This window comes from Cetobacterium sp. 2A (assembly GCF_014250685.1).
GTDB lineage: Bacteria > Fusobacteriota > Fusobacteriia > Fusobacteriales > Fusobacteriaceae > Cetobacterium.
Map to the genome: position 1 here is coordinate 514,878 of NZ_JACFAJ010000006.1, position 21,392 is coordinate 536,269.

A 21,392-nucleotide genomic window follows, 5' to 3' on the forward strand; every position below is an offset into this window, starting at 1 on the left:
ACCTAACCCCTTACAATTATTATTTCTTCTTCTAAAAGAATTCCTGATTTTTCTTGTACTTTTGTTTTTACTAAGTCTATAAGTTCTAATATATCTTCAAATTTAGCTGTCCCTTTATTCACTATAAAGTTAGGATGTACTGTTGAGACTTGTGCTCCCCCAATAGTAGCTCCTTGAAGACCAGCCTCTATTATAAGTCTTGCTGAGAAATTACCTTTTGGATTTTTAAAAGTACTTCCAAGATTTGGTTCAGTCAAAGGGTGTCTTGTTCTTCTTTGTTCTCTATGCTCTTCAACAAGTTCTCTGTTGTAACCTTTCTCGAATTTAAAAGTTGTACTTAAAACTATCCAACCTTTTTCTTTTATCTCTGTCTTTCTGTATGTAAAATTCATTTCTGATTTTTTTATTCTTCTAGTAACAAAGTTCTCATCTACAATTTCGATTTCCTCTATGCAATCAAAAATCTCTGTTCCATAGGCTCCACCATTCATGAATACAAGTCCTCCAACACTTCCAGGAATTCCTGCTAAATTTTCTAGTCCTGAATAGTCATTTTTCTCCATATATTCTATTACTTTATCGAAATCTAATCCTGCCCCAACTTCCACAAGACCATTTTTGAAATCTTTTATATAATCTATACTTTTTAATGATATGAAGGTTCTATTTAATTCTCCATCATTTAAAAGTGTATTAGTTCCATTTCCAATTACGAATATGTTGTGTCCAAGTTCTAAAGCTTCTTGAATTTCATCTTTGTTTTCTATTACGATAAACTCTTTAGCAATTCCACCAATTTTCATGTTAGAATGCTCTTTCATATTAAACGACTTTAAAATTTTCATCTATTTCTTTCCTCTCTTCCAACTTTTCTACAACTTTGTGTGCCATTGAAGAGATACTTCCTGCTCCCATAAAAATGAAAACTTTTCTCAACCCTTCACTTAATACTCTCTTTTGAATCTTCTCTTCTTCTACAACTATTTTACAATTTTTATGATTTATACTATCTTTTAAATCTTGAATTGAAACTCCAAATTCATCTTTTTCTCCAGCACTGTAGATTGGAAGTAAAAGAACTTCATCCACTTTATCAAAACTTCCTTTGAATTCATCTAGTAGAAACTTTACTCTACTGTAACGATGTGGTTGAAATATTGCAACTATTTTATCGCTCTCGATTGTTTCTGCACCTTGAAGAGTAGCTTTTATCTCTGTTGGGTGATGAGCATAATCATCTATTATTTTTACTTCTGAATCATATAAAATATCATATCTTCTCTTCGCACCTCTAAATTTCTCTAGAGCTGATTTGATATCTTTATCAGGAACTCCTAAAGTTTGTCCTAAATAGATAACAGGTAGTGAATTTTGAATATTATGTTTTCCAGGAATAGAAAGTTTATATTCTCCTAAACATTTTCCAAAAGCAAATACTTTGAATATAGTTTTAGAGTTTTCTATTCTTATTTCAGAAGCATAGATATCAGCATCTTCATTTGTTAAACTATAAGTTATAACATTTTCTCTACCTTTTATAACCTCTTTAACAGATTCAGAATCTATACAACATAAAATTTTATTACTTGTCTGATCCATAAATTGAGCAAAAGATTTTTTTATATTTTCGAGACAACCATGATTTTCTAAATGGTCTGCTTCGATATTAGTAACTATTGCATAATGAGAGTTTATGAATAAAAATGAGTTATCGCTCTCGTCAGCTTCTGCAACAAATATCCCTGATTTTCCAGCCTTAGCATTTGAACCTATTTCAGGTAAAATTCCTCCAACAACGATAGTTGGGTCTATCCCTAAAAGAACTGATGATAACATTGAACTAGTAGTTGTTTTTCCGTGTGTTCCAGCAACAGATATACCCTTTTCCTTATTCATAAGTCTAGCTAGTAATTCTCCACGTTTAATAATTTCGATTCCTAACTCTTTAGCTCTCATAAGCTCTGGATTATCTTTTTTTATAGCACTTGAAGCGATTACTAAGTCCATCCCTTCAACATTTTTACTGTCATGACTTGGGTAAACATTTACTCCTAATCTTTCTAATTCTTCTGTCACATAGTTTCTTGCTAAATCTGCACCTGACACTTTATATCCTTTTGTCTGCATTATTTTAGCTAGTCCACTCATACCAATTCCATTTATACCTATAAAATAAATTTTCTTCATTAATTCCTCCAAATATCCAAATTGCTGATTATCTTCTCCACAGCATTGGCTTTTTTTAGTCCCTTCACCCTTACTTTCATCTTTTTCAAACGGTCTTCATCTCTAATAAGTTCCAAGGCTCTTTCCATAGCCAACACAGCATCACTATTTGAATATATAAGTGCTGCTTTATTCTCTTCCAATATTTTAGCATTTTCATATTGTCCCACTTTTATTGAATTGTAAGGAATAAGAATTGCTGGTTTTTCTAGTTCTACTATCTCAGAAATTGTCAATGCTCCAGCTCTACAAATAACTAGATCTGCTGCTGACATTATATTTATCATATTATTGAAATAAGGTTTAATTATATCACTAACCTTTATTTTCTTATTTGCTGTTCTTTTGTTTATTTCATCAAAGTTTGATTCTCCAGTTGCCCAGTAAACTCTAATTCTCTTATCGTCAAAAATAGTCTCCCAGTTTTGAAGAACAGCTTCATTTATATCCTTTGCTCCAAGACTTCCACCTGTGATAAGTAGTAGCTTCTCATCATCACTTAGTTTTAATCTTTCTCTTTCTTCTCTTTCATGTACAGAGTAAATCTCTTCTCTTAACGGATTTCCTGTAACACTAAATTTATGTTGATATTTCATTGGAATATCATCATAAGTTTTATCAAAAGCTAAAAAACTCTTTTTAGCAAATTTGTAAAATATTTTATTTGTCATCCCTAAATTCGCGTTTTGTTCTTGTAAGTATATTTTCTTTCTTAAAACTACTCCTGCTAATAAAACTGGAACTGAAATGTAATTTCCAAATCCAATAATAACGTCTGGCTTTTCATCTAAAACAATTTTAAATGCTTTAAACATAGCTTTTATAGATTTAAAGATATTTTTTATAGACTTTGGTGGAAAAATATCCAGTCCAATAAACCTATATCCCTCTTCTGGAACTATATCTTTTTCCATTCTAGTGCTGCTTCCTACAAAGAGAATATCCATATTTTTTTTTCTAAGTCCTTCAGCAACAGCCAGAGCTGGATATATATGTCCACCTGTTCCCCCTGTTGTTAATATTATCTTTTTCAAACGGTTACTCTCCCTCTGTAAAGTTTTCCACAATCAATTTTTTGAAAATTTTTCCCCTCTCCTCATAGTTTTTAAATTGATCAAAACTTGCAGTAGCTGGAGATAAAAGAACTACCTCTTTTAAATCCTTATTAAGATTTTTCTTTAACAATTTCACTACTTCTTCTAATTTTCCACAATTATAAATACTTGAAGATGGATAATCTATTTTTAATAGCTCTTTTTCTATGAGTGGGGCTATTTGCCCAATCAAATATACAGACTTAACCTTTTCTTTTATAATGCTTGCCAAAGGAGCTAAGTCTAGCTTTTTGTCTACTCCCCCACAGATTAGGATTGGATTGTCATATGCTTCTATTGCGAACCTTGTCGACTCAACATTTGTACCCTTAGAATCATTTATAAAGATAACCTCTCCATAATCAAAAAATTTCTCCATTCTATGCTCCAAACTACCAGTATGATAAAGAAATTCCCTCATTACATCTGCTGAAATCCCTAAAATTTTTCCAACAGTCACTATAAACAGCGTGTTTTCTAAGTTATGTCTTCCCTTTAGAGAAAGATTACTAGCATCTAAAATATACTCATCTCTAAAGAATAGTTTTCCACTTTTAACATAAGCATCTTGAAACTCATCTAATAAATTTAGTGAAACTTTATAAAGTTCTGCATTTATCTTATCTTTTCTTAAAACAGATTCTGCACAACCTATATTCAATATAAAATTATCTTCTTTTCCTTGATTATTTGCTATATTAAACTTAGCATCATAATAATCCTCAACTTTTTCATATCTATCCAGATGATCAGGTGCAAGATTTATAACTATTGCTACATCAGCTTTAAATTCTTTTACATTCTCTAACTGGTATGAACTAAGTTCAAGAACTATATAATCTAGTGTTTTATTCTCAAGAACTAATTCTGCAAAAGATGTCCCTATGTTTCCGGCATACTTAACTCTAAAGCCAGCATAGTCCAGTAGTTCTTTTATTTTTGTAGTAGTTGTTGTTTTTCCATTAGTTCCAGTTATTGCTATTATTTTAGATTTTATTCCAAAATCTTTCATATATCTGTATGCTAACTCCACTTCATCTATTACTTCTATTCCCATTTTTTTTGCATCTTTTACAAGTTCGCTGTAAGGTGTTCCTGGACTTTTAATAAAAATTTCTATCTCTGGCAATAATTTTATTCCCTCAGATGATGAAACTCCTATCTTATCATCCACAAGTATTACCTCATAACCTATATTTTCAAGTAATTTTTTAGCTCCATTTCCACTTACTCCACCGCCAAAAACCATAGCTTTTTTCATAGTTTTCTCCTTTGTCCATTCTACAAGTAAAACCACGGTAGAAAAATCCGTGGTTTATAGTATCCCTTTTAATCTTATCAATCCTAAAGCTAGTATCCCTAAAAGTAAACTTATAATCCAAAATCTCATAGTTACTTTCGTTTCTGGAATTCCCATAAGTTCAAAGTGATGATGAATAGGAGCCATTTTAAATACTCTTTTTCCTCTCAACTTAAAGGATACCACTTGAATAATAACAGAGAGTGCTTCAGCAACAAATACTCCTCCTATTATTGGAAGTAGTAACTCTTGCTTTAATATTATTGCAACAACTCCAAGAACTCCACCAAGAGTTAAAGAACCAGTATCTCCCATAAAAATCTGAGCAGGATAGAAGTTATACCAAAGAAAACCTAATCCCGATCCCATAAGTATAGCTAGAAATACAGTAAGTTCTCCAGTTCCAGCAATATAATATAGATTTAGATAGTTACTCAGTTCTGTATGTCCTGTAAAATATGCTATAGCTGCTAAGATTGAAGCACAAATTATAACTGGCATAGTTGCTAGTCCATCCAATCCATCAGTTATATTAACTGCATTTGAAGTTCCCATAAGAACTATCGAAATCATAAGAAGCATACCACCAGCTCCTAAGTAAATATAGCTATGTGGCACTATTGGATTTATAATTGATAAGTCTAAAGAACTGCTTCCACTTATAAGTCCCATCTTTAAAATAAAAGCCCACGTCACTAAAGATATTACTGCTTGACCTAATAGTTTCTTCTTTCCGGAAAGACCTTTTTTATTTACTGTAAATTTCTTGTAATCATCTATAAACCCAATGCTACTGAACATAATCGTCACAATAATCATCAAAATTATAAATTTGTTCAAAATATTTGAAATCAATAATGTTAACAATAAGGTTGTCGAAATAATTAGTACTCCACCCATAGTTGGTGTTCCTTTTTTAGAAAAATGAGTACTCGGACCATCCTCTCTTATCTGTTCTCCATATTTCTTCTTTTTCAAATACTTAATAAATGGTTTTCCAATAAATAAAACTATCAAAAACCCCAAAGTAAAACCTATAAATCCTCTTAGATATATAGATTTAAAAAAACTAAAAAACTCAAACTTTTCTGCCAGTAGGTAAAACATTGCATACTCCCTTTATCTTATGATTTCTTCTAGTCTCATTCCCCTAGAACCTTTTAATAATACCGTAATATTTTTAAATTCAGATAGTCTTTTGCAAATATCCTCTTTCTCTTCAAAAACTTTAATTTTCTCGCTAGCTATTCCTTTAGATGCTTCTTTCATTCTTGGACCAAATAGATATACCTCTTCTATGTTGAGTTTATCTACCAGTCTTAAAATATCCAAATGATATTGAATTTCATTTTCTCCTAGCTCTAACATGTCCCCAATTACAGCTATTTTTTTTCTTGTATCCTTTAACTCATTAAAGCTCTCTAAAGAGTATTTCATAGATATAGGGCTTGCATTATAAGCATCATTTATATATGTAATATTCTCTTTTTCAATTCTTTGAAATCTCATACTACTAAGAGAACTTTTTAAAAGTCCTTTTCTTATATCTTCATTTGAAACTTCAAACTTATTTCCAATAGCTACAGCCATAGCTCCGTTTATACAATTATGTCTTCCATTTAATGGAACCTCATAAGTTAAATTATTCACCATGAACTCCGCTGAACAATCTTTTTCAGAGATATTGCCTATTTGATAGTTGTTATCTTTTTCAAATCCAACTTTAATTCCATCTACTGATTTTAAAAATGGATCATCTCCAAATAGAAATAGATTATCTGAATCTATGTATGGAATCATCTCTCCTTTTGCTTTAAAAACATTTTCACGATTTTTTAAAAACTCTAGGTGTGAATCTCCAATATTTGTTATAACTCCATAATCTGGCATAGCTATTTTACAAAGAGTATCGATTTCTCCAAAAGAGCTCATTCCCATCTCTAAAATACCAATTTCATCATTTTCAGAAAAGTTTAAAATCGTATATGGTACTCCTATATGATTATTATAATTTCCTGATGTTTTTTGACATCTATACTTCTGAGATAATACTCCATGAATTAAATCCTTTGTAGTTGTTTTTCCATTGCTTCCTGTTATTCCAATAATTTTCAGATTTAAGTTCTTTCTATACTCATTTGCTAACGCTTGCAAAGTTCCAATAGTATCTTCTACTCTTAGAACCCTCGAATCATTAATATTTTCTGGAACATTATCTCCTATAATTAATGATGCTCCTTTATTTAGTGCTTCTTCTATATATGAATTGCCGTTATTTATAGCAAAAAATAATGAATCTTTTTCAATTTTTCTGCTATCTATCACAACATTTTTTATTTCTAGTTTCTCTATTTTTTCTATGTTTTTTTCTTTAAAATAATTTTTTATTGTTGCCAATAATTTTTTCAATATATTCGCCCCCCTTTTAAGTCAAGACATTTGATATTTTAACATTTAAAAAGACTACGTACAACATTTTTTTAATTTTTGCAAGCTAATTTTGTTGCAAATTCATAAAGATTTTCAAAGGTCTGTACCCTTTCATCTAAGTTTGGAATTTGATTTTTTCCATAACCAGTTTTTACTAAAATTGGTTTGACTCCAGCTCTGATTCCAGCCTCTAAATCACTTTGTCTATCTCCAACCATATATGAATTTTTTATATCAACTTGATATTCATTTATACCTTTTAGAAGCATTCCAGGATTTGGTTTTCTACACTCACATTCTACCCTGTATTTGCCTACACCCTTCTCTAAATGGTGAGGACAGAAATAACACGCAGTTATCTCCACGCCATTTTTTTTCAATTCTTCCACCATATAATTATTTAATTTTTCTAAATCTTCCTCTCCATAATATCCCCTAGCTATTCCTGATTGATTTGTTACAACTATCAGTTGATATCCTAAATCTGAGAGTATTTTTAAAGCTTCTATAGCACGATTTTCAAATTCAAAATCTTCTATTTTATGTAAGTAATTTTTTTCCACATTTATAGTTCCATCTCTATCTAAAAAAATTGTTTTTTTCATATTTCACCCCATAGACATTTTGTTATTATTATACCATATTTTAATATTTACAAAAATAAAAGAAGGGTCGAAGATTAATTCGACCCTTCCAATATTTAATTAATTACCATTTGTAGCTTAAGTTTAATCCAACTCTATTTCCTACTTCTCCATCTCTGAATGAACCAGTATAATCAATACCTACATCCATTTGAGGAGTTACATCATAAGTTGCTCCAACTTTAACATATCCAACATCTTTACCAATATCTAATCCAGCGATATCGTAAGAAGCTGTAGAGAAGCTAGCTGTTGTAGAACTTGGATCGTCGAAGTAATGTCTCCATCCTAAATCTAAGAACATTCCATATTGATCCCAGCTCTTATCTAACATAACTCCAAGTTTACTTACAAATGTGTTAAGATCTGATTTAGATACATCTAAAGCAAAGTTTTGATCTCCACCCTCTTTATAAGAGTCTCTTGTATACCACATGTAATCAAGACCTACATAAGGGTATACATTTAAATCATTCTCATATACATAGTTGTATCCAACTTCTGCTCCAAGTGTAATCATATGTGAATCGAAGCTTGCATTTGTTCCAACTTGTGTATTTATATCTCTATCAAATATATTTCTAGTTAAATCATGGTCATTCCAAGAGTATCCTAACTGTCCAGTTACTAGCCAGCTATCTTTCACATAAGATACAAATCCTGTAAGTCCTACAGTATCTACATCTTCGTTACTTCCATGAGTGTCATAGTCAACGTCTGATTTAGCATATCCATAACTTATACCTGCCAACCAGTTATCGTCAAATCTATGGTAAGTTGCTCCTGTAATTCCCCAAGTGTCATAATCATATCCAGAAGTTGTGCTTCCATCATACTTACCAAAGTCACCGAATACTTCAGCAAATTGTAAGTTCATGTATGGAGTTTCCTCAATAACCTCTTCCACAATTGGCACTGGAATAATTTCTTTATCTTTACCAGAAGATTTCATTCCTTTATCCATAGGTTGAGCTGGATATTCTATAACTTCTGATTTTTCAATACGTGGATCCATGAACGCTGCTTTTCTAGCATAGTTGTAACCTTGATTTACAATGTTCATACCATTTATGATATCTACATCAGATTGAGTATATTGATCTATAGTATCTTTGTATCCACCTTGTAATCCATTTCCTCCAGTTCTTTCAAATACTAGAGTAACGTCTCCTGTTTCTTGGTTATATTGATGAGTAGCTTTCCAACCATTAGCATCAGTCCAACCTGCTCCAGTAGTATCTTGAACATTGAATTTACCTTCATCTTGAGTTCCATTACCAGCATGAACACCATCGATTAATAATCCTCCAGATCCTTGAGCTTCAGTTTTAGCTACTGAATCTTGGTATTTATTTGTGAAGATATTTGTTATTTCAATTCTATTAGCGTTAGTTACAAAAGTATCATCTTTTGCTCTTTGAGTTACAGAACCATTTTTCATATTGATAGAGTTAGCTGCAAATGTAGAAGTTAAGTTTCTTCCAACTTGCATTAAGATGTTAGCTCCACCATCTATTTGAACGTTTCCTTTGAAGTTTCCTTCAACATCTTCTCTAGCTATTTCAGAATTTTCTGAATAAACACTATTGAATTTATCAGTTGTAAGTACTCCATTTGCATTTACAGAGTAATCAGTAACTGTTTTATGTTGTTGGTGAGTTAATTTAATATTATTTGCTATTGTCCAAACATTTTCATTATTCATAACAGTTTCAGGTAAATCCATTCCTTGAGCCTTATCAACTGTAGCTCCATCTATATTTACAGTTCCTCCATTTTTACCAAATAGGATATGGCTGAATGAATAATCATCTATTGTTCCATAATTTCTATTGTTTAGAGTTTCTCCAGTATGAGCATCAGTTGATTCGATGAAGTAAAGTGTATTTGTTCCTCCACCACCGTTTACTCTTCCTGTAATTTCAGATCCACTTCCAAGGAATATTGTGTTATCTCCAGCTCCTGCTAAGATAGCTATTTTACCAGCAGTATCAGGATTTAATCCGTTAGCTGCGATAGCATTTTTACCAGCTTCTGATAGAGGAACTGAACTATCTGGATTGATTACTCCATGATTTATAAATCTAGAATCTCCAAGTACCCAAGCTCCAATATTTCCTTCATTTAAAATTCCACCAGTTGATACAACTTTTTGTGCAAGTGCAGTAAGTTCAGCATCTCCAGCTGCCCATTCAGCAAATGTTTTTCCAGATGTATCAGTTATAAATCCTTTTAAATCTGGATGTAAATAAGTGACAAGTTTAAGAATTCCATCTGCTAATGGAGGCATATTCTCACCAGATTTTATCATATCCATTAAGTTTGCACCTGTTAAATCTCTTCCATAGTTGATAGCAACTGAATTATCATATGCTACCATACCAAAATCTCCACCATTTCTAACAAGTCCTGCATTTATTGCTAGACCACTGTTTTGTGCTACCATACCATAGTTTCCACCGTTTCTTACTCCAGTTTCACCCATTGTTATATCAAATGTAAGCTTACCATCTAATCCTATACATGGACCTTGTGGTGGTGGTGGCGGCGGTTGTAATCCACTTTCAGAAAGCTCATCAAAGTCGAAATCAAAGTCTGGTGGTAAAGGCCCTAGATCTATTTCACCTGGTAAAACATCATCGTGCATTGCTAAAACACCTTCAAGAATAGAAACATGGTTTATAGCAGTTCCACCAAGTTGCCCTAGCATTCCAACTTCTCCACCATTTGCTACTAATCCTGTGTTTACAGCTATTCCACCATTTTGTGCTACCATTCCTAAGTCACCAGTGTTTCTTACTCCACCTACTGTATCTACTGTAAGATCAGCAACTGTAAATCTATCACCAACATTTACTGGCTTACCATCTGGTCCAATTATAGTTACATCATGGTCTCCATGATTAGGAGGAGTACCAAAATTATCAACTGGATTAGCCTCATTGTGTTCTTTAGTTTTTACAACTTCTGCTTCTAATTTTAAATCAAGAGATAAATCTCTTCCTGTATTTAGAGCGTAACTGTTGTCTTCTCCGCTTGCTCCATCAGCTAACATTCCTACATTTCCACCGTTAGCTACTAATCCAAAGTTAAGAGCAGTTCCACCATTTAAAGCTACCATTCCGTAGTCTCCAGCGTTTTTAACTCCTCCATCTATCTCTAGATTTCCTGTTCCTATTAACTCTTGAGTTATTTGATATTTTTTCGGAGGTTTTGGACCACCATATGGTCCACTATGTACTTCTTTAACATCTACATCATAAAGATCTCCAGAGGCATTTAGTGTTCCACCAAGATTAACAGCCCAAGCATCTGCTCCATCAGCTATCATTCCTATATTTCCACCATTTGCTACTAGCCCTAGGTTAATTGCGGCTGCTACTGCACCATCTGTAGCTACAGCTGCCATTCCATAATCTCCACCATTTTGAACTCCACCTGTAGCTGTTCCAGAACCAGAAAGTTCTTCATATCCAAATGTTGGATAAGGTCTTCTTGGTCCCATATGTCCTTCATTTCTAAGAGTATAGTCATAGCTTGCATTTGCTCCACCATTTACTGCAACTGCTAAACTACCTTCACCATCAGCTACAGCTGCCATTCCATAATTTCCACCATTTGCTACTAGTCCCATGCTAGGAACACTTTCTGGAATATCTACATCTGGACAGTTGTCATCATGATCTCTATCTCCATCATTTCTCCAATCTTCGTCACCAATATTTTCAAGACCAAACATTGGAGTATTTACTGCAATAGCAGTTCCACCATTTTTAGCTTGAGCTAACATTCCGTAATTACCTTTATTTAAAACTCCGTTTTCAGTAGAAACTTCTAATTTATCTTCTAATACAATCTCTTTAAGAACTAGCTCATTGTCATTATTCCCACCATTTCCAGTATGAGGTCCTGGTCCATCTTCATCTTTATATTCATATACATATTTATTTAGTTCTGAAGTAAATTCTCCAGTTCCACCTGTATTTACTACAACAGCTAAACTATTTTCACCATCAGCTAATGCTGCCATTCCATAATCTCCACCATTTGCTATAAGTCCCATATTTAGAGCTCCAGCAATTGAATGATCAGTAGCAGATGCTAACATTCCATAGTTTCCACCATTTAATACTCCGTTATCAGTTGTTAGAGTATCTTCGTTATAACGTCCATCGTCTCCAGGTCTTCCAGGTCTTCTATCATCATCATCATCATGATCTCTATCATCTTGTTGATAAGTATGAGTTATAGAGTTTTTTCCACCTGTATTTACTGCAAAAGCCATTGCAGGTTTATGAGGTTCTGGTTGTCCACCTCCAGTAGTTAGTGTTGGAGAACAGTTTTGATTAGCATCTCCAGTTGCTATTGCTGCCATTCCATAATCTCCATCATTTGCTACAATTCCTGTATTTAAAATAGCAGCATAAGGTTTAGGTCTGTGTTGAGGTCCACCATTTCCATTCGCTTCTAAAGTTCCTGGATGAGGAGGTTTTACAGAACTAGCTACAGCCGCCATTCCATAATCTCCACCATTGAATACTCCATAATCTAAATCCATAGTACTATCTGAAGCTAAAGGACCAATTGGCTCAAGTGTTGAAGATAGTTCTTGTTGAGTAACCATTTGTTTTCCACCATGGTTTATTCCAATTCCACCATTTTCAGCATAAATTCCATAGTCTCCTGTATTTGCTACAGTTCCCTTGTTTATAACAACCGAAATCTGATTATGTGGTTGTGGAGGATTTTGAGTATCTATATGAGGATTAGGACCTGGATGATTATTATCGTCCATACCTCCAGCTCTCATACCATAATCTCCATCATTTTTAATAACACCTAAATTCAATGCTACTCCACCAGTTGTTGCCCACATTCCATTATCAAATTTTCCTGAAACTGTTCCGTCATTTAAAACTTTATCGCCATGATCTACGTCTATAGTTTTATCAGATCCGTGCTTAACCTCCCAGCCTGGATGGTTAAAGAACTTGGCTTTTATCATTTCTACAATACTAGGAGCTGTTTCAACTTTTGAAACTTCAACAGTTTCTTGTGCAAACCCTATTCCACCAGTAATAAGAAAACCAACTACTACTGCGTCAGTTATTTTAAACTTTCTCTTTAAAAATCTTTTTAGCAGTCCATCAACTTTTCTTAATTCATTCATAAATTTAAAACCTCCCAATTTTGAATTTTACCCGATTTTTCAAATTTGTATCTACGAAATGGGTATTCAGTAAAATTGAAAAGAATCCTTTTCCAAGTATCTTTCACAATTTTTGAAGGTTTTTTAACTTACAAAAAAATACAAAAAATTCCAAAAAATAAAAAAAAGATTGGCAACTACTTATCCTCCCAGGGGGCTGCCCCCCAAGTACTTTCAGCGTATATGAGCTTAACTTCCAGGTTCGAAATGTTACTGGGTGTACCCTCATAGCTATCGTTGCCAATCAATATTCAAATGTCTTTGGAACACTTGAAACTATATAGTAGTTGAGATTTATTAGGTTAAAACTTCGACATATTAGTATTGGTCAGCTAAAAGTATCGCTACTCTTACACCCCCAACCTATCAACCTCCTAGTCTCGAAGGTGTCTTAAAGAATACTTATCTTGAAGTCAGTTTCCCGCTTAGATGCTTTCAGCGGTTATCTGTTCCAAACGTGACTACCCAGCTGTGCCACTGGCGTGACAACTGGTACATCAGAGGTTTGTCCATCCCGGTCCTCTCGTACTAAGGACAGATCTTCTCAATATTCTAACGCCTACAGTGGATAGGGACCGAACTGTCTCACGACGTTCTGAACCCAGCTCACGTACCGCTTTAATGGGCGAACAGCCCAACCCTTGGGACCTTCTCCAGCCCCAGGATGCGATGAGCCGACATCGAGGTGCCAAACTCTACCGTCGATATGGACTCTCGGGTAGAATCAGCCTGTTATCCCCAGGGTAGCTTTTATCCGTTGAGCGACGACCCTTCCATTCGGAATCGCCGGATCACTATGTCCTGCTTTCGCACCTGCTCGACCCGTCAGTCTCGCAGTTAAGCTCCCTTCTGCCATTGCACTCTCCGGTTGATTTCCATCCAACCTGAGGGAACCTTTGAACGCCTCCGTTACTCTTTCGGAGGCGACCGCCCCAGTCAAACTGCCCACCTAGCACTGTCTCCGAGGGTACAAACCTCAGATTAGAATTTCGATGTAGTATGGTTGGTATTCCACCGTTGACTCCGCGTAATCTAGCGACCACGCATCATAGTCTCCCAACTATCCTATACATACGACACCAAAACCCAATACCAAGCTACAGTAAAGCTCCATGGGGTCTTTCCGTCCTACTGCAGGTAATCGGTATCTTCACCGATAATACAATTTCACCAGGCCTCCCGTCAAGACAGCTCTCAGATCGTTACACCATTCGTGCAGGTCGGAACTTACCCGACAAGGAATTTCGCTACCTTAGGACCGTTATAGTTACGGCCGCCGTTCACCGGGGCTTCAATTCGGAGCTCTCACTCCTCCTCTTAACCTTCCGGCACTGGGCAGGTGTCAGCCCATATACATCGCCTTACAGCTTAGCATAGACCTGTGTTTTTGTTAAACAGTCGCCTGAGACTCTTCACTGCGGCCTCTCACAGCTTTGCGACGCGTGTTCGCTGACCATGAAAGGCACCCCTTCTCCCGAAGTTACGGGGCAATTTTGCAGAGTTCCTTAACGAGAGTTAGCCTGTCCGCCTTAGATTTCTCATCCTGACCACCTGTGTCGGTTTGGGGTACGGGCACTAATATCTTTAAACGCTTAGAAGCTTTTCTCGGCAGTGTGGTATTTGCACCTTCATCTTACGACTCCGTATCACGCCTCAGATCTAGTCTCGCGGATTTTCCTACGAGACCACCCTACACGCTTACACTGGCACTTCCGTTCGCCAGCGTGCATAACCTCCTGCGTCCCTCCATCACTCAATATCAGTGGCACAGAAATATTAATCTGTTTTCCATTCGCCTACGCATTATAGCCTCGGCTTAGGACCCGGCTTACCCAGGGAAGACAAACTTTACCCTGGAACCCTTGGTCTTCCGGCGTGGGAGATTCTCGCTCCCATTCTCGCTACTTATTCCTGCATTCTCACTTCTGATACCTCCAGAGTCGCTTACGCTTCTCCTTCAACGGCCTACAGAACGCTCTCCTACCAATTGCTTACGCAATTCCACAGCTTCGGTTTATAACTTAGCCCCGTTACATTGTCGGCGCAGAGACTCTCGACCAGTGAGCTATTACGCACTCTTTAAAGGTATGGCTGCTTCTAAGCCAACCTCCTGGTTGTTTGTGAATCTCCACCTCCTTTCCCACTTAGTTATAATTAGGGACCTTAGCTGGTGGTCTGGGTTGTTTCCCTTTTGACCATGGAAGTTAATTCCCATAGTCTCACTCCTGAGCTCTTAAATTATGGTATTCGGAGTTTGATTGATTTCGGTAAGCAATATGCCCCCTAGATCATTCAGTGCTCTACCCCCATAATTGAACACTCAAGGCTGCACCTAAATGCATTTCGGAGAGAACGAGCTATCTCCTGGTTCGATTGGCTTTTCACCCCTAAACCTACCTCATCTCCCAACTTTTCAACGGCGGTGAGTTCGGGCCTCCACTGTGTCTTACCACAGCTTCACCCTGGACAGGCTTAGATCACCAGGTTTCGCGTCTACGCCCAGCGACTATGTCGCCCTATTCAGACTCGGTTTCCCTTCGGCTCCGTTAAACTTAACCTTGCCACTGAACGTAACTCGCAGGATCATTCTCCAAAAGGCACGCCATCACCCCGAAGGGCTCTGACCGCTTGTAAGCACATGATTTCAGGTTCTATTTCACTCCCCTCCCGGGGTTCTTTTCACCTTTCCCTCACGGTACTATGCGCTATCGGTTAGTAAGAGTATTTAGCCTTACGAGATATGGTCCTCGCTGATTCACACAGAATTCCTCGTGTTCCGTGCTACTTGGGATTAGTTACGCATTTGAAACAGGTTACCTGTACGGGGCTATCACCCTCTACGGCGAACTTTTCCAAGTTCTTCCAGTTCGGTGTTTCAAAATGCTGAAAGCTTTACAGACTTTCTAGAGACTATCCCGCTACCCCATATACACAACGGCTGTAACCTTGACATGTATATGGTTTAGGCTCACCCCCGTTCGCTCGCCGCTACTTAGGGGATCGTTTTTACTTTCTTTTCCTCGCGTTACTTAGATGTTTCAGTTCACGCGGTTCCCTCTTTCGTGCTAAGACTCCATCTTAGCAGATTTCTCCATTCGGAAATCCTAGAATCAATGTTCGATTGCAACTCCTCTAGGCTTATCGCAGCTTACCACGTCCTTCATCGGCTCTTACTACCAAGGCATCCTTCATGTGCCCTTAATATCTTAACCTATTTTTATTTGACAGACTAACTACTCAAAGATTATTTGAATTGTTAGTTATTTGTTAATTATTCTCTCAATATCTACTATATAGTTTCCAATGTCCAAAGTTGATGATAGAACATCATCAATCGAATAGAGAAAGATTGTAGTCTCCTTAGAAAGGAGGTGATCCATCCGCACGTTCCCGTACGGATACCTTGTTACGACTTCACCCCAATCGCTAATCACACCTTAGGAACATCCCTCCCTTACGGGTTAGGCCTGCCACTTCAGGTGCAACCAACTCTCGTGGTGTGACGGGCGGTGTGTACAAGACCCGAGAACGTATTCACCGCAACATAGCTGATTTGCGATTACTAGCGATTCCAACTTCATGTACTCGAGTTGCAGAGTACAATCCGAACTAAGAACAGCTTTAAGAGATTAGCTCACCCTCGCGGGTTGGCGACTCTCTGTACTGCCCATTGTAGCACGTGTGTAGCCCAGCGTATAAGGGGCATGATGACTTGACGTCATCCCCACCTTCCTCCTGCTCGTCGCAGGCAGTATCGCATGAGTGCTCAACTTAATGGTAGCAACATACAAAAGGGGTTGCGCTCGTTGCGGGACTTAACCCAACATCTCACGACACGAGCTGACGACAGCCATGCACCACCTGTCACCAAGTTCCGGCAAGCCGGCACATCTCCATCTCTGGAAACTTCTTGGGATGTCAAACGCTGGTAAGGTTCCTCGCGTTGCGTCGAATTAAACCACATGCTCCACCGCTTGTGCGGGTCCCCGTCAATTCCTTTGAGTTTCATACTTGCGTACGTACTCCCCAGGCGGATCACTTATCGCGTTAGCTTGGGCGCTGAGGTTCGACCCCCAACACCTAGTGATCATCGTTTACGGCGTGGACTACCAGGGTATCTAATCCTGTTTGCTCCCCACGCTTTCGCGCTTCAGCGTCAGTATCTGTCCAGTGAGCTGACTTCTCTATCGGCATTCCTACAAATATCTACGAATTTCACCTCTACACTTGTAGTTCCGCCCACCTCTCCAGTACTCTAGACTAGCAGTTTCCAACGCAATACGGAGTTGAGCCCCGCATTTTAACATCAGACTTACTAATCCGCCTAGACGCGCTTTACGCCCAATAAATCCGGATAACGCTTGCGACATACGTATTACCGCGGCTGCTGGCACGTATTTAGCCGTCGCTTCTTCTGTTGGTACCGTCATTTTTTTCTTCCCAACTGAAAGCACTTTACGATCCTAAAACCTTCATCGTGCACACAGAATTGCTGGATCAGGCTTGTGGCCCATTGTCCAATATTCCCCACTGCTGCCTCCCGTAGGAGTAAGGGCCGTGTCTCAGTCCCCTTGTGGCCGTTCACCCTCTCAGGCCGGCTATCCATCGTCGCCTTGGTGGGCCATTACCCCACCAACTAGCTAATGGAACGCAAAGTTCTCTTCTAGCGCATATAGCTTTCATAAGAATCCCATGCGAGAAACTCATAATATCCGGTATTAGCTGTCGTTTCCAACAGTTGTCCCAGACTAAAAGGCAAATTCTTTACGCGTTACTCACCCGTCCGCCACTTTCCATTCCGAAGAACTTCAAGTCGACTTGCATGTGTTAAGCATTCTGTCAGCGTTCATCCTGAGCCAGGATCAAACTCTTCATTCAAATATATTTTTAAAGTCTTACGACTTAATGTACACCATTTAATGGTTGTTATTGCATAACTTTTGACTATCTTTCTCTATTCGGTTGCTAATGTCCTATTTGTTTGTTTTGTTTTTCGTTCGTTGCGTTTTCCGCTGAACAAATATTATAATATCACAAACTACATCTCTCGTCAACAACTTTTTTAATTTATTTTAATTATTCTTTTTCAAAATAATTGCTATCCAATACTCTATATCTATTTTTCCCTTGTCTTTCAAGGATTCCCTCTTCTACATACTCACTCAAAACCCTAGATAATGATGGTCTACTAACTGAAAAAATATCTGCTAACTCTTTTAATGAAACATGAAAAATTACTATATTATTTCTATTTCTACTTTTAATATACTCATCTATCTTCTCTTTTATAGTTCTATTATTAAATAAGCTCCATAATTTTTTTGATAAAAACTGAGCTTTATTTGAAATCTCATCCAAATAGTTCTCAAGTATTATCTTATTAATAGTAAATAGTTTTAAAACTTCACTCTTGTCTATATACATCATCTCAACTTGAGTCTTAGTAACTAAATCAACTGGGAAAATATTTTCTTTTCCAAATATAAAAGCTGACGCTGCAACAGTTCCCTCCTCCAAATCCTCTATCTTTTGAATTTGTCCGGTAGCTTTTAACATTTCTGCTGTAACTATTCCTCTTATATTTATATAGAACCCATTTACATTGTCGCCTCTAAACACAACAGTCTCTCCCACCTTATAGTTAGTAAGAGAATATTTTATAGAATTTATTGCCAATTTTATCTCTTCAGAAGTTAACCCTTTAAAGAGAGAACTATTCTCAAGCTTTTCATACATTGTCATATTTTTTTCTCCTCCGTAACATAAGATACTGAATTTTATCTTTTTTTTAGGTTATAATCAAGTATAAAATAAAACGTAGTAAATTTTAGGAGGTTAAATTATGCACATTAATGCAGATATGAATATAAGAGAAATTTTAGAAAAATTCCCCGAAAGTATAGATGTTTTTACAAATAACGGTTTCAAAGGTTTAGACGACGAAAGAGTCTTAGAAGTTTTAGAAAAAATAACTTTACGTGAAGCTTTAAAATTAAAAAAAGCTGATTTAAATAGTTTCATGGCTCTTATCGAAGAATCTATAACTACAGAACCAAGAAAAAATAAAGAGGACGCTGTTTCTCTTATGGGACTTCTGCCATGTCCAGTTAGAATCCCACTTTTAGAAGGATTTAAAAAATTCTTAGATAGCAATCCAGATATAAATGTAAATTATGAATTAAAAGCTGCCTCTTCTGGACTGGCTTGGTTGGACTTAAATAATTTAGCAGATATGTTTATCTCAGCTGGGTTCGATCTGTTCTTTGAAAAGGAACGTATGGGAAAATTTAAAGCTGAAGGACTATTTAAAGATATAACTGGTATTGAAAAATATAACTCTGATTTTGAAAATGAAACTATCTCACTAAAAGATCCACATGGTGATTATTCTATGTTAGGTGTTGTTCCAGCAATATTTTTAGTAAATAAAGATATAATTGGAGATAGACCTATGCCTACATCTTGGAAAGATATTTTAGATCCAAAGTTTAAAAAATCAGTTTCTCTTCCTATTGCTGATTTTGATTTATTCAATGCAATACTTGTAAACATATATAAAAACTTTGGTGAAGAGGGAGTTAGAGCTTTAGGAAATAACCTTTTAGAGAGCATGCATCCGGCTCAAATGGTTGGTTCAAATGGTCCAGCTATAACTATAATGCCATATTTCTTCTCTAAAATGATAAAAGAAGATGGCCCTATGAGTGTTGTTTGGCCTGAAGAGGGAGCAATTATCTCTCCAATATTTATGCTAACTAAGAAGAGTAAAGAAAAAGAGCTTAAAAAAATTGCTGAGTTTATGAGTGGAGAAGCTGTTGGAAATATAATCTCTCAACAGGGGCTTTTCCCAAGTGTAAATCCAAATGTTAAAAATCCAACTAGTGGAAAACCTATGATGTGGGTTGGATGGGATTATATCTATAATAATGATATCGGAAAATTAATTAAACATTGTGAAGAGATATTTAATGAAGGAGTGAGAGCATAATGAATCTAATAACTGTTTCTGGACCTCCATCTTCTGGAAAAACATCCCTAATTATTAAGACTATAGAAAGTTTAAGAGATAGAGGATTAAAAATTGGAGTTGTAAAATTTGATTGTTTACATACTGATGATGATATTTTATATGAAAAAATTGGAGTTCCTGTAAAAAAAGGACTTTCTGGTTCAGTTTGCCCTGATCACTTTTTCGTAAGTAATATAGAAGAAGTAGTACAATGGGGAATCAAAGAGGGACTGGATATGTTAATTTCTGAAAGTGCTGGACTTTGTAATAGATGTTCTCCTTATATCCAAGATATAAAAGCAATTTGTGTAATTGATAATTTGAGTGGAATAAATACTCCTAAAAAAATTGGACCTATGTTAAAAACAGCAGATATAGTTGTAATCACAAAAGGAGATATAGTTTCTCAAGCTGAAAGAGAAATCTTTGCATCAAGAGTTCAAAGTGTAAATCCAAGAGCTGCAATTATGAATATCAATGGATTAACTGGACAAGGTACATATGAGTTTTCTACTCTTATCATGGAAAATAATGAAGAAATTGATACAGTCGTAGAAAGAAAGCTTCGTTTTTCAGTTCCATCAGCTGTATGTTCATACTGTCTAGGAGAAACTAGAATTGGAAACTCTTATCAGATGGGAAATATTAGAAAAATAGATTTGGAGGAAAAATAATGGATCTTTTAGATATATTAGGAATTACAGAAGAAAAAGTTGAAAGTATCACTATTCTTCCTGGGTATAATAAACTTGGAGAAAAAGAAAACTTTGAAACATTTACAATAAATGCAGGTGAAATTATCTCAATAGTTGGACCGACTGGCTCTGGAAAAAGTAGACTTCTGGGTGATATTGAATGGGGAGCTCAAGCTGATACACCTACAAAAAGAACTGTGCTAGTAAATGGAAAACCTATGGATTCTAAAAAAAGATTCTCTCCAAGTTCAAAACTAGTTGCTCAGCTATCACAAAACATGAATTTTGTTATGGATTTATCTGTGGAAGAATTTATAAATTTACATGCCGAGAGTAGACTTGTAGAAAATAGAGAAGAAATTGTTGAGAAAATATTTAATAAAGCAAATGAACTAGCTGGAGAAAAATTTAAGATGTCGACTCCTATCACAAGTTTAAGTGGAGGACAATCTCGTGCTCTTATGATTGCAGATACAGCAATTTTAAGTAGTTCACCAATTGTTCTAATAGATGAGATTGAAAATGCTGGAATAGATAGAAAAAAAGCTCTTGATTTGTTGGTTGGTCATGACAAGATTGTTCTCATGGCAACTCACGACCCAATTTTAGCACTGATGGGAGATAAGAGAATCATTATCCAAAATGGTGGAATAAGTAAAGTTATGGAGATTTCACAGGATGAAAAAGATATACTGGGTGAACTTCAAAAGTTGGATTTCGTATTCCAAGATATGAGAAATAAACTTAGATACGGAGAAAAACTAGAACTGATAGATATGTAAAAA

General features: G+C 36.0%; 12 protein-coding genes and 3 rRNA genes. 3 read left to right on the forward strand and 12 right to left on the reverse strand.

Translation table 11 applies throughout. The features are described from left to right. Window positions 1-2 precede the first annotated feature (2 nt). The 12 genes from murB to H3N56_RS06430 form a co-directional block, all read right to left on the reverse strand. Window positions 3-845, reverse strand: coding sequence for a UDP-N-acetylmuramate dehydrogenase (murB, locus tag H3N56_RS06375; protein ID WP_185880407.1), 843 nt, complete (start codon window positions 843-845; stop codon window positions 3-5). Continuing rightward, window positions 823-2,187, reverse strand: a complete 1,365-nt coding sequence (gene murC / locus H3N56_RS06380; protein ID WP_185880408.1) for a UDP-N-acetylmuramate--L-alanine ligase — start codon at window positions 2,185-2,187, stop codon at window positions 823-825. The genes murB and murC overlap by 23 nt, the downstream gene beginning before the upstream one ends. Continuing rightward, the gene (gene murG / locus H3N56_RS06385; protein WP_185880409.1) at window positions 2,187-3,260 is read right to left on the reverse strand and encodes an undecaprenyldiphospho-muramoylpentapeptide beta-N-acetylglucosaminyltransferase; all 1,074 of its coding nucleotides are present in this window, start codon (window positions 3,258-3,260) and stop codon (window positions 2,187-2,189) included. The genes murC and murG overlap by 1 nt, the downstream gene beginning before the upstream one ends. Before the next feature lie 4 nt (window positions 3,261-3,264). Further along, window positions 3,265-4,581: a UDP-N-acetylmuramoyl-L-alanine--D-glutamate ligase gene (murD, locus tag H3N56_RS06390; RefSeq protein WP_185880410.1), complete on the reverse strand. Its 1,317-nt coding sequence runs from the start codon at window positions 4,579-4,581 to the stop codon at window positions 3,265-3,267. A gap of 54 nt (window positions 4,582-4,635) precedes the next feature. After that, complete coding sequence (gene mraY / locus H3N56_RS06395; protein ID WP_185880411.1) at window positions 4,636-5,727, reverse strand: phospho-N-acetylmuramoyl-pentapeptide-transferase; 1,092 nt, start codon at window positions 5,725-5,727, stop codon at window positions 4,636-4,638. Window positions 5,728-5,739: 12 nt separating this feature from the next. Continuing rightward, entirely contained in the window at window positions 5,740-7,029 is a 1,290-nt protein-coding gene (gene murF / locus H3N56_RS06400; RefSeq protein WP_221893444.1) for a UDP-N-acetylmuramoyl-tripeptide--D-alanyl-D-alanine ligase, read from the reverse strand. Window positions 7,030-7,100: 71 nt separating this feature from the next. Further along, window positions 7,101-7,655 carry a D-glycero-beta-D-manno-heptose 1,7-bisphosphate 7-phosphatase gene (gene gmhB, locus H3N56_RS06405; protein WP_185880412.1) on the reverse strand — a complete coding sequence of 185 codons (555 nt, stop codon included), beginning with the start codon at window positions 7,653-7,655 and terminating at the stop codon, window positions 7,101-7,103. Window positions 7,656-7,758: 103 nt separating this feature from the next. Next, window positions 7,759-12,864, reverse strand: a complete 5,106-nt coding sequence (locus tag H3N56_RS06410) for an autotransporter outer membrane beta-barrel domain-containing protein (RefSeq protein WP_185880413.1) — start codon at window positions 12,862-12,864, stop codon at window positions 7,759-7,761. A gap of 167 nt (window positions 12,865-13,031) precedes the next feature. Continuing rightward, a 5S ribosomal RNA gene (rrf, locus tag H3N56_RS06415) occupies window positions 13,032-13,148 on the reverse strand. Window positions 13,149-13,201: 53 nt separating this feature from the next. Beyond that, window positions 13,202-16,115 (reverse strand): 23S ribosomal RNA (locus tag H3N56_RS06420). Between the two features lie 152 nt (window positions 16,116-16,267). After that, window positions 16,268-17,781, reverse strand: a 16S ribosomal RNA gene (locus H3N56_RS06425). Together the 16S, 23S and 5S rRNA genes form the textbook arrangement of a ribosomal RNA operon. Before the next feature lie 198 nt (window positions 17,782-17,979). Beyond that, window positions 17,980-18,645, reverse strand: a complete 666-nt coding sequence (locus tag H3N56_RS06430) for a Crp/Fnr family transcriptional regulator (RefSeq protein WP_185880414.1) — start codon at window positions 18,643-18,645, stop codon at window positions 17,980-17,982. A 100-nt stretch (window positions 18,646-18,745) separates the two neighbouring features. On the opposite strand from H3N56_RS06430, the gene H3N56_RS06435 reads away from it, so the two are divergent. The 3 genes from H3N56_RS06435 to H3N56_RS06445 are packed head-to-tail and all read left to right on the forward strand — an operon-like array spanning window position 18,746 to window position 21,389. After that, window positions 18,746-19,891: an ABC transporter substrate-binding protein gene (locus tag H3N56_RS06435; RefSeq protein ID WP_185880415.1), complete on the forward strand. Its 1,146-nt coding sequence runs from the start codon at window positions 18,746-18,748 to the stop codon at window positions 19,889-19,891. Continuing rightward, window positions 19,891-20,586: a GTP-binding protein gene (locus H3N56_RS06440; RefSeq protein ID WP_185880416.1), complete on the forward strand. Its 696-nt coding sequence runs from the start codon at window positions 19,891-19,893 to the stop codon at window positions 20,584-20,586. Before H3N56_RS06435 ends, H3N56_RS06440 begins: the two co-directional genes overlap by 1 nt. Then, window positions 20,586-21,389 (forward strand): ATP-binding cassette domain-containing protein, encoded by an 804-nt coding sequence (locus H3N56_RS06445; RefSeq protein ID WP_185880417.1) that lies wholly within the window; start codon window positions 20,586-20,588, stop codon window positions 21,387-21,389. Before H3N56_RS06440 ends, H3N56_RS06445 begins: the two co-directional genes overlap by 1 nt. Window positions 21,390-21,392 lie beyond the last annotated feature (3 nt).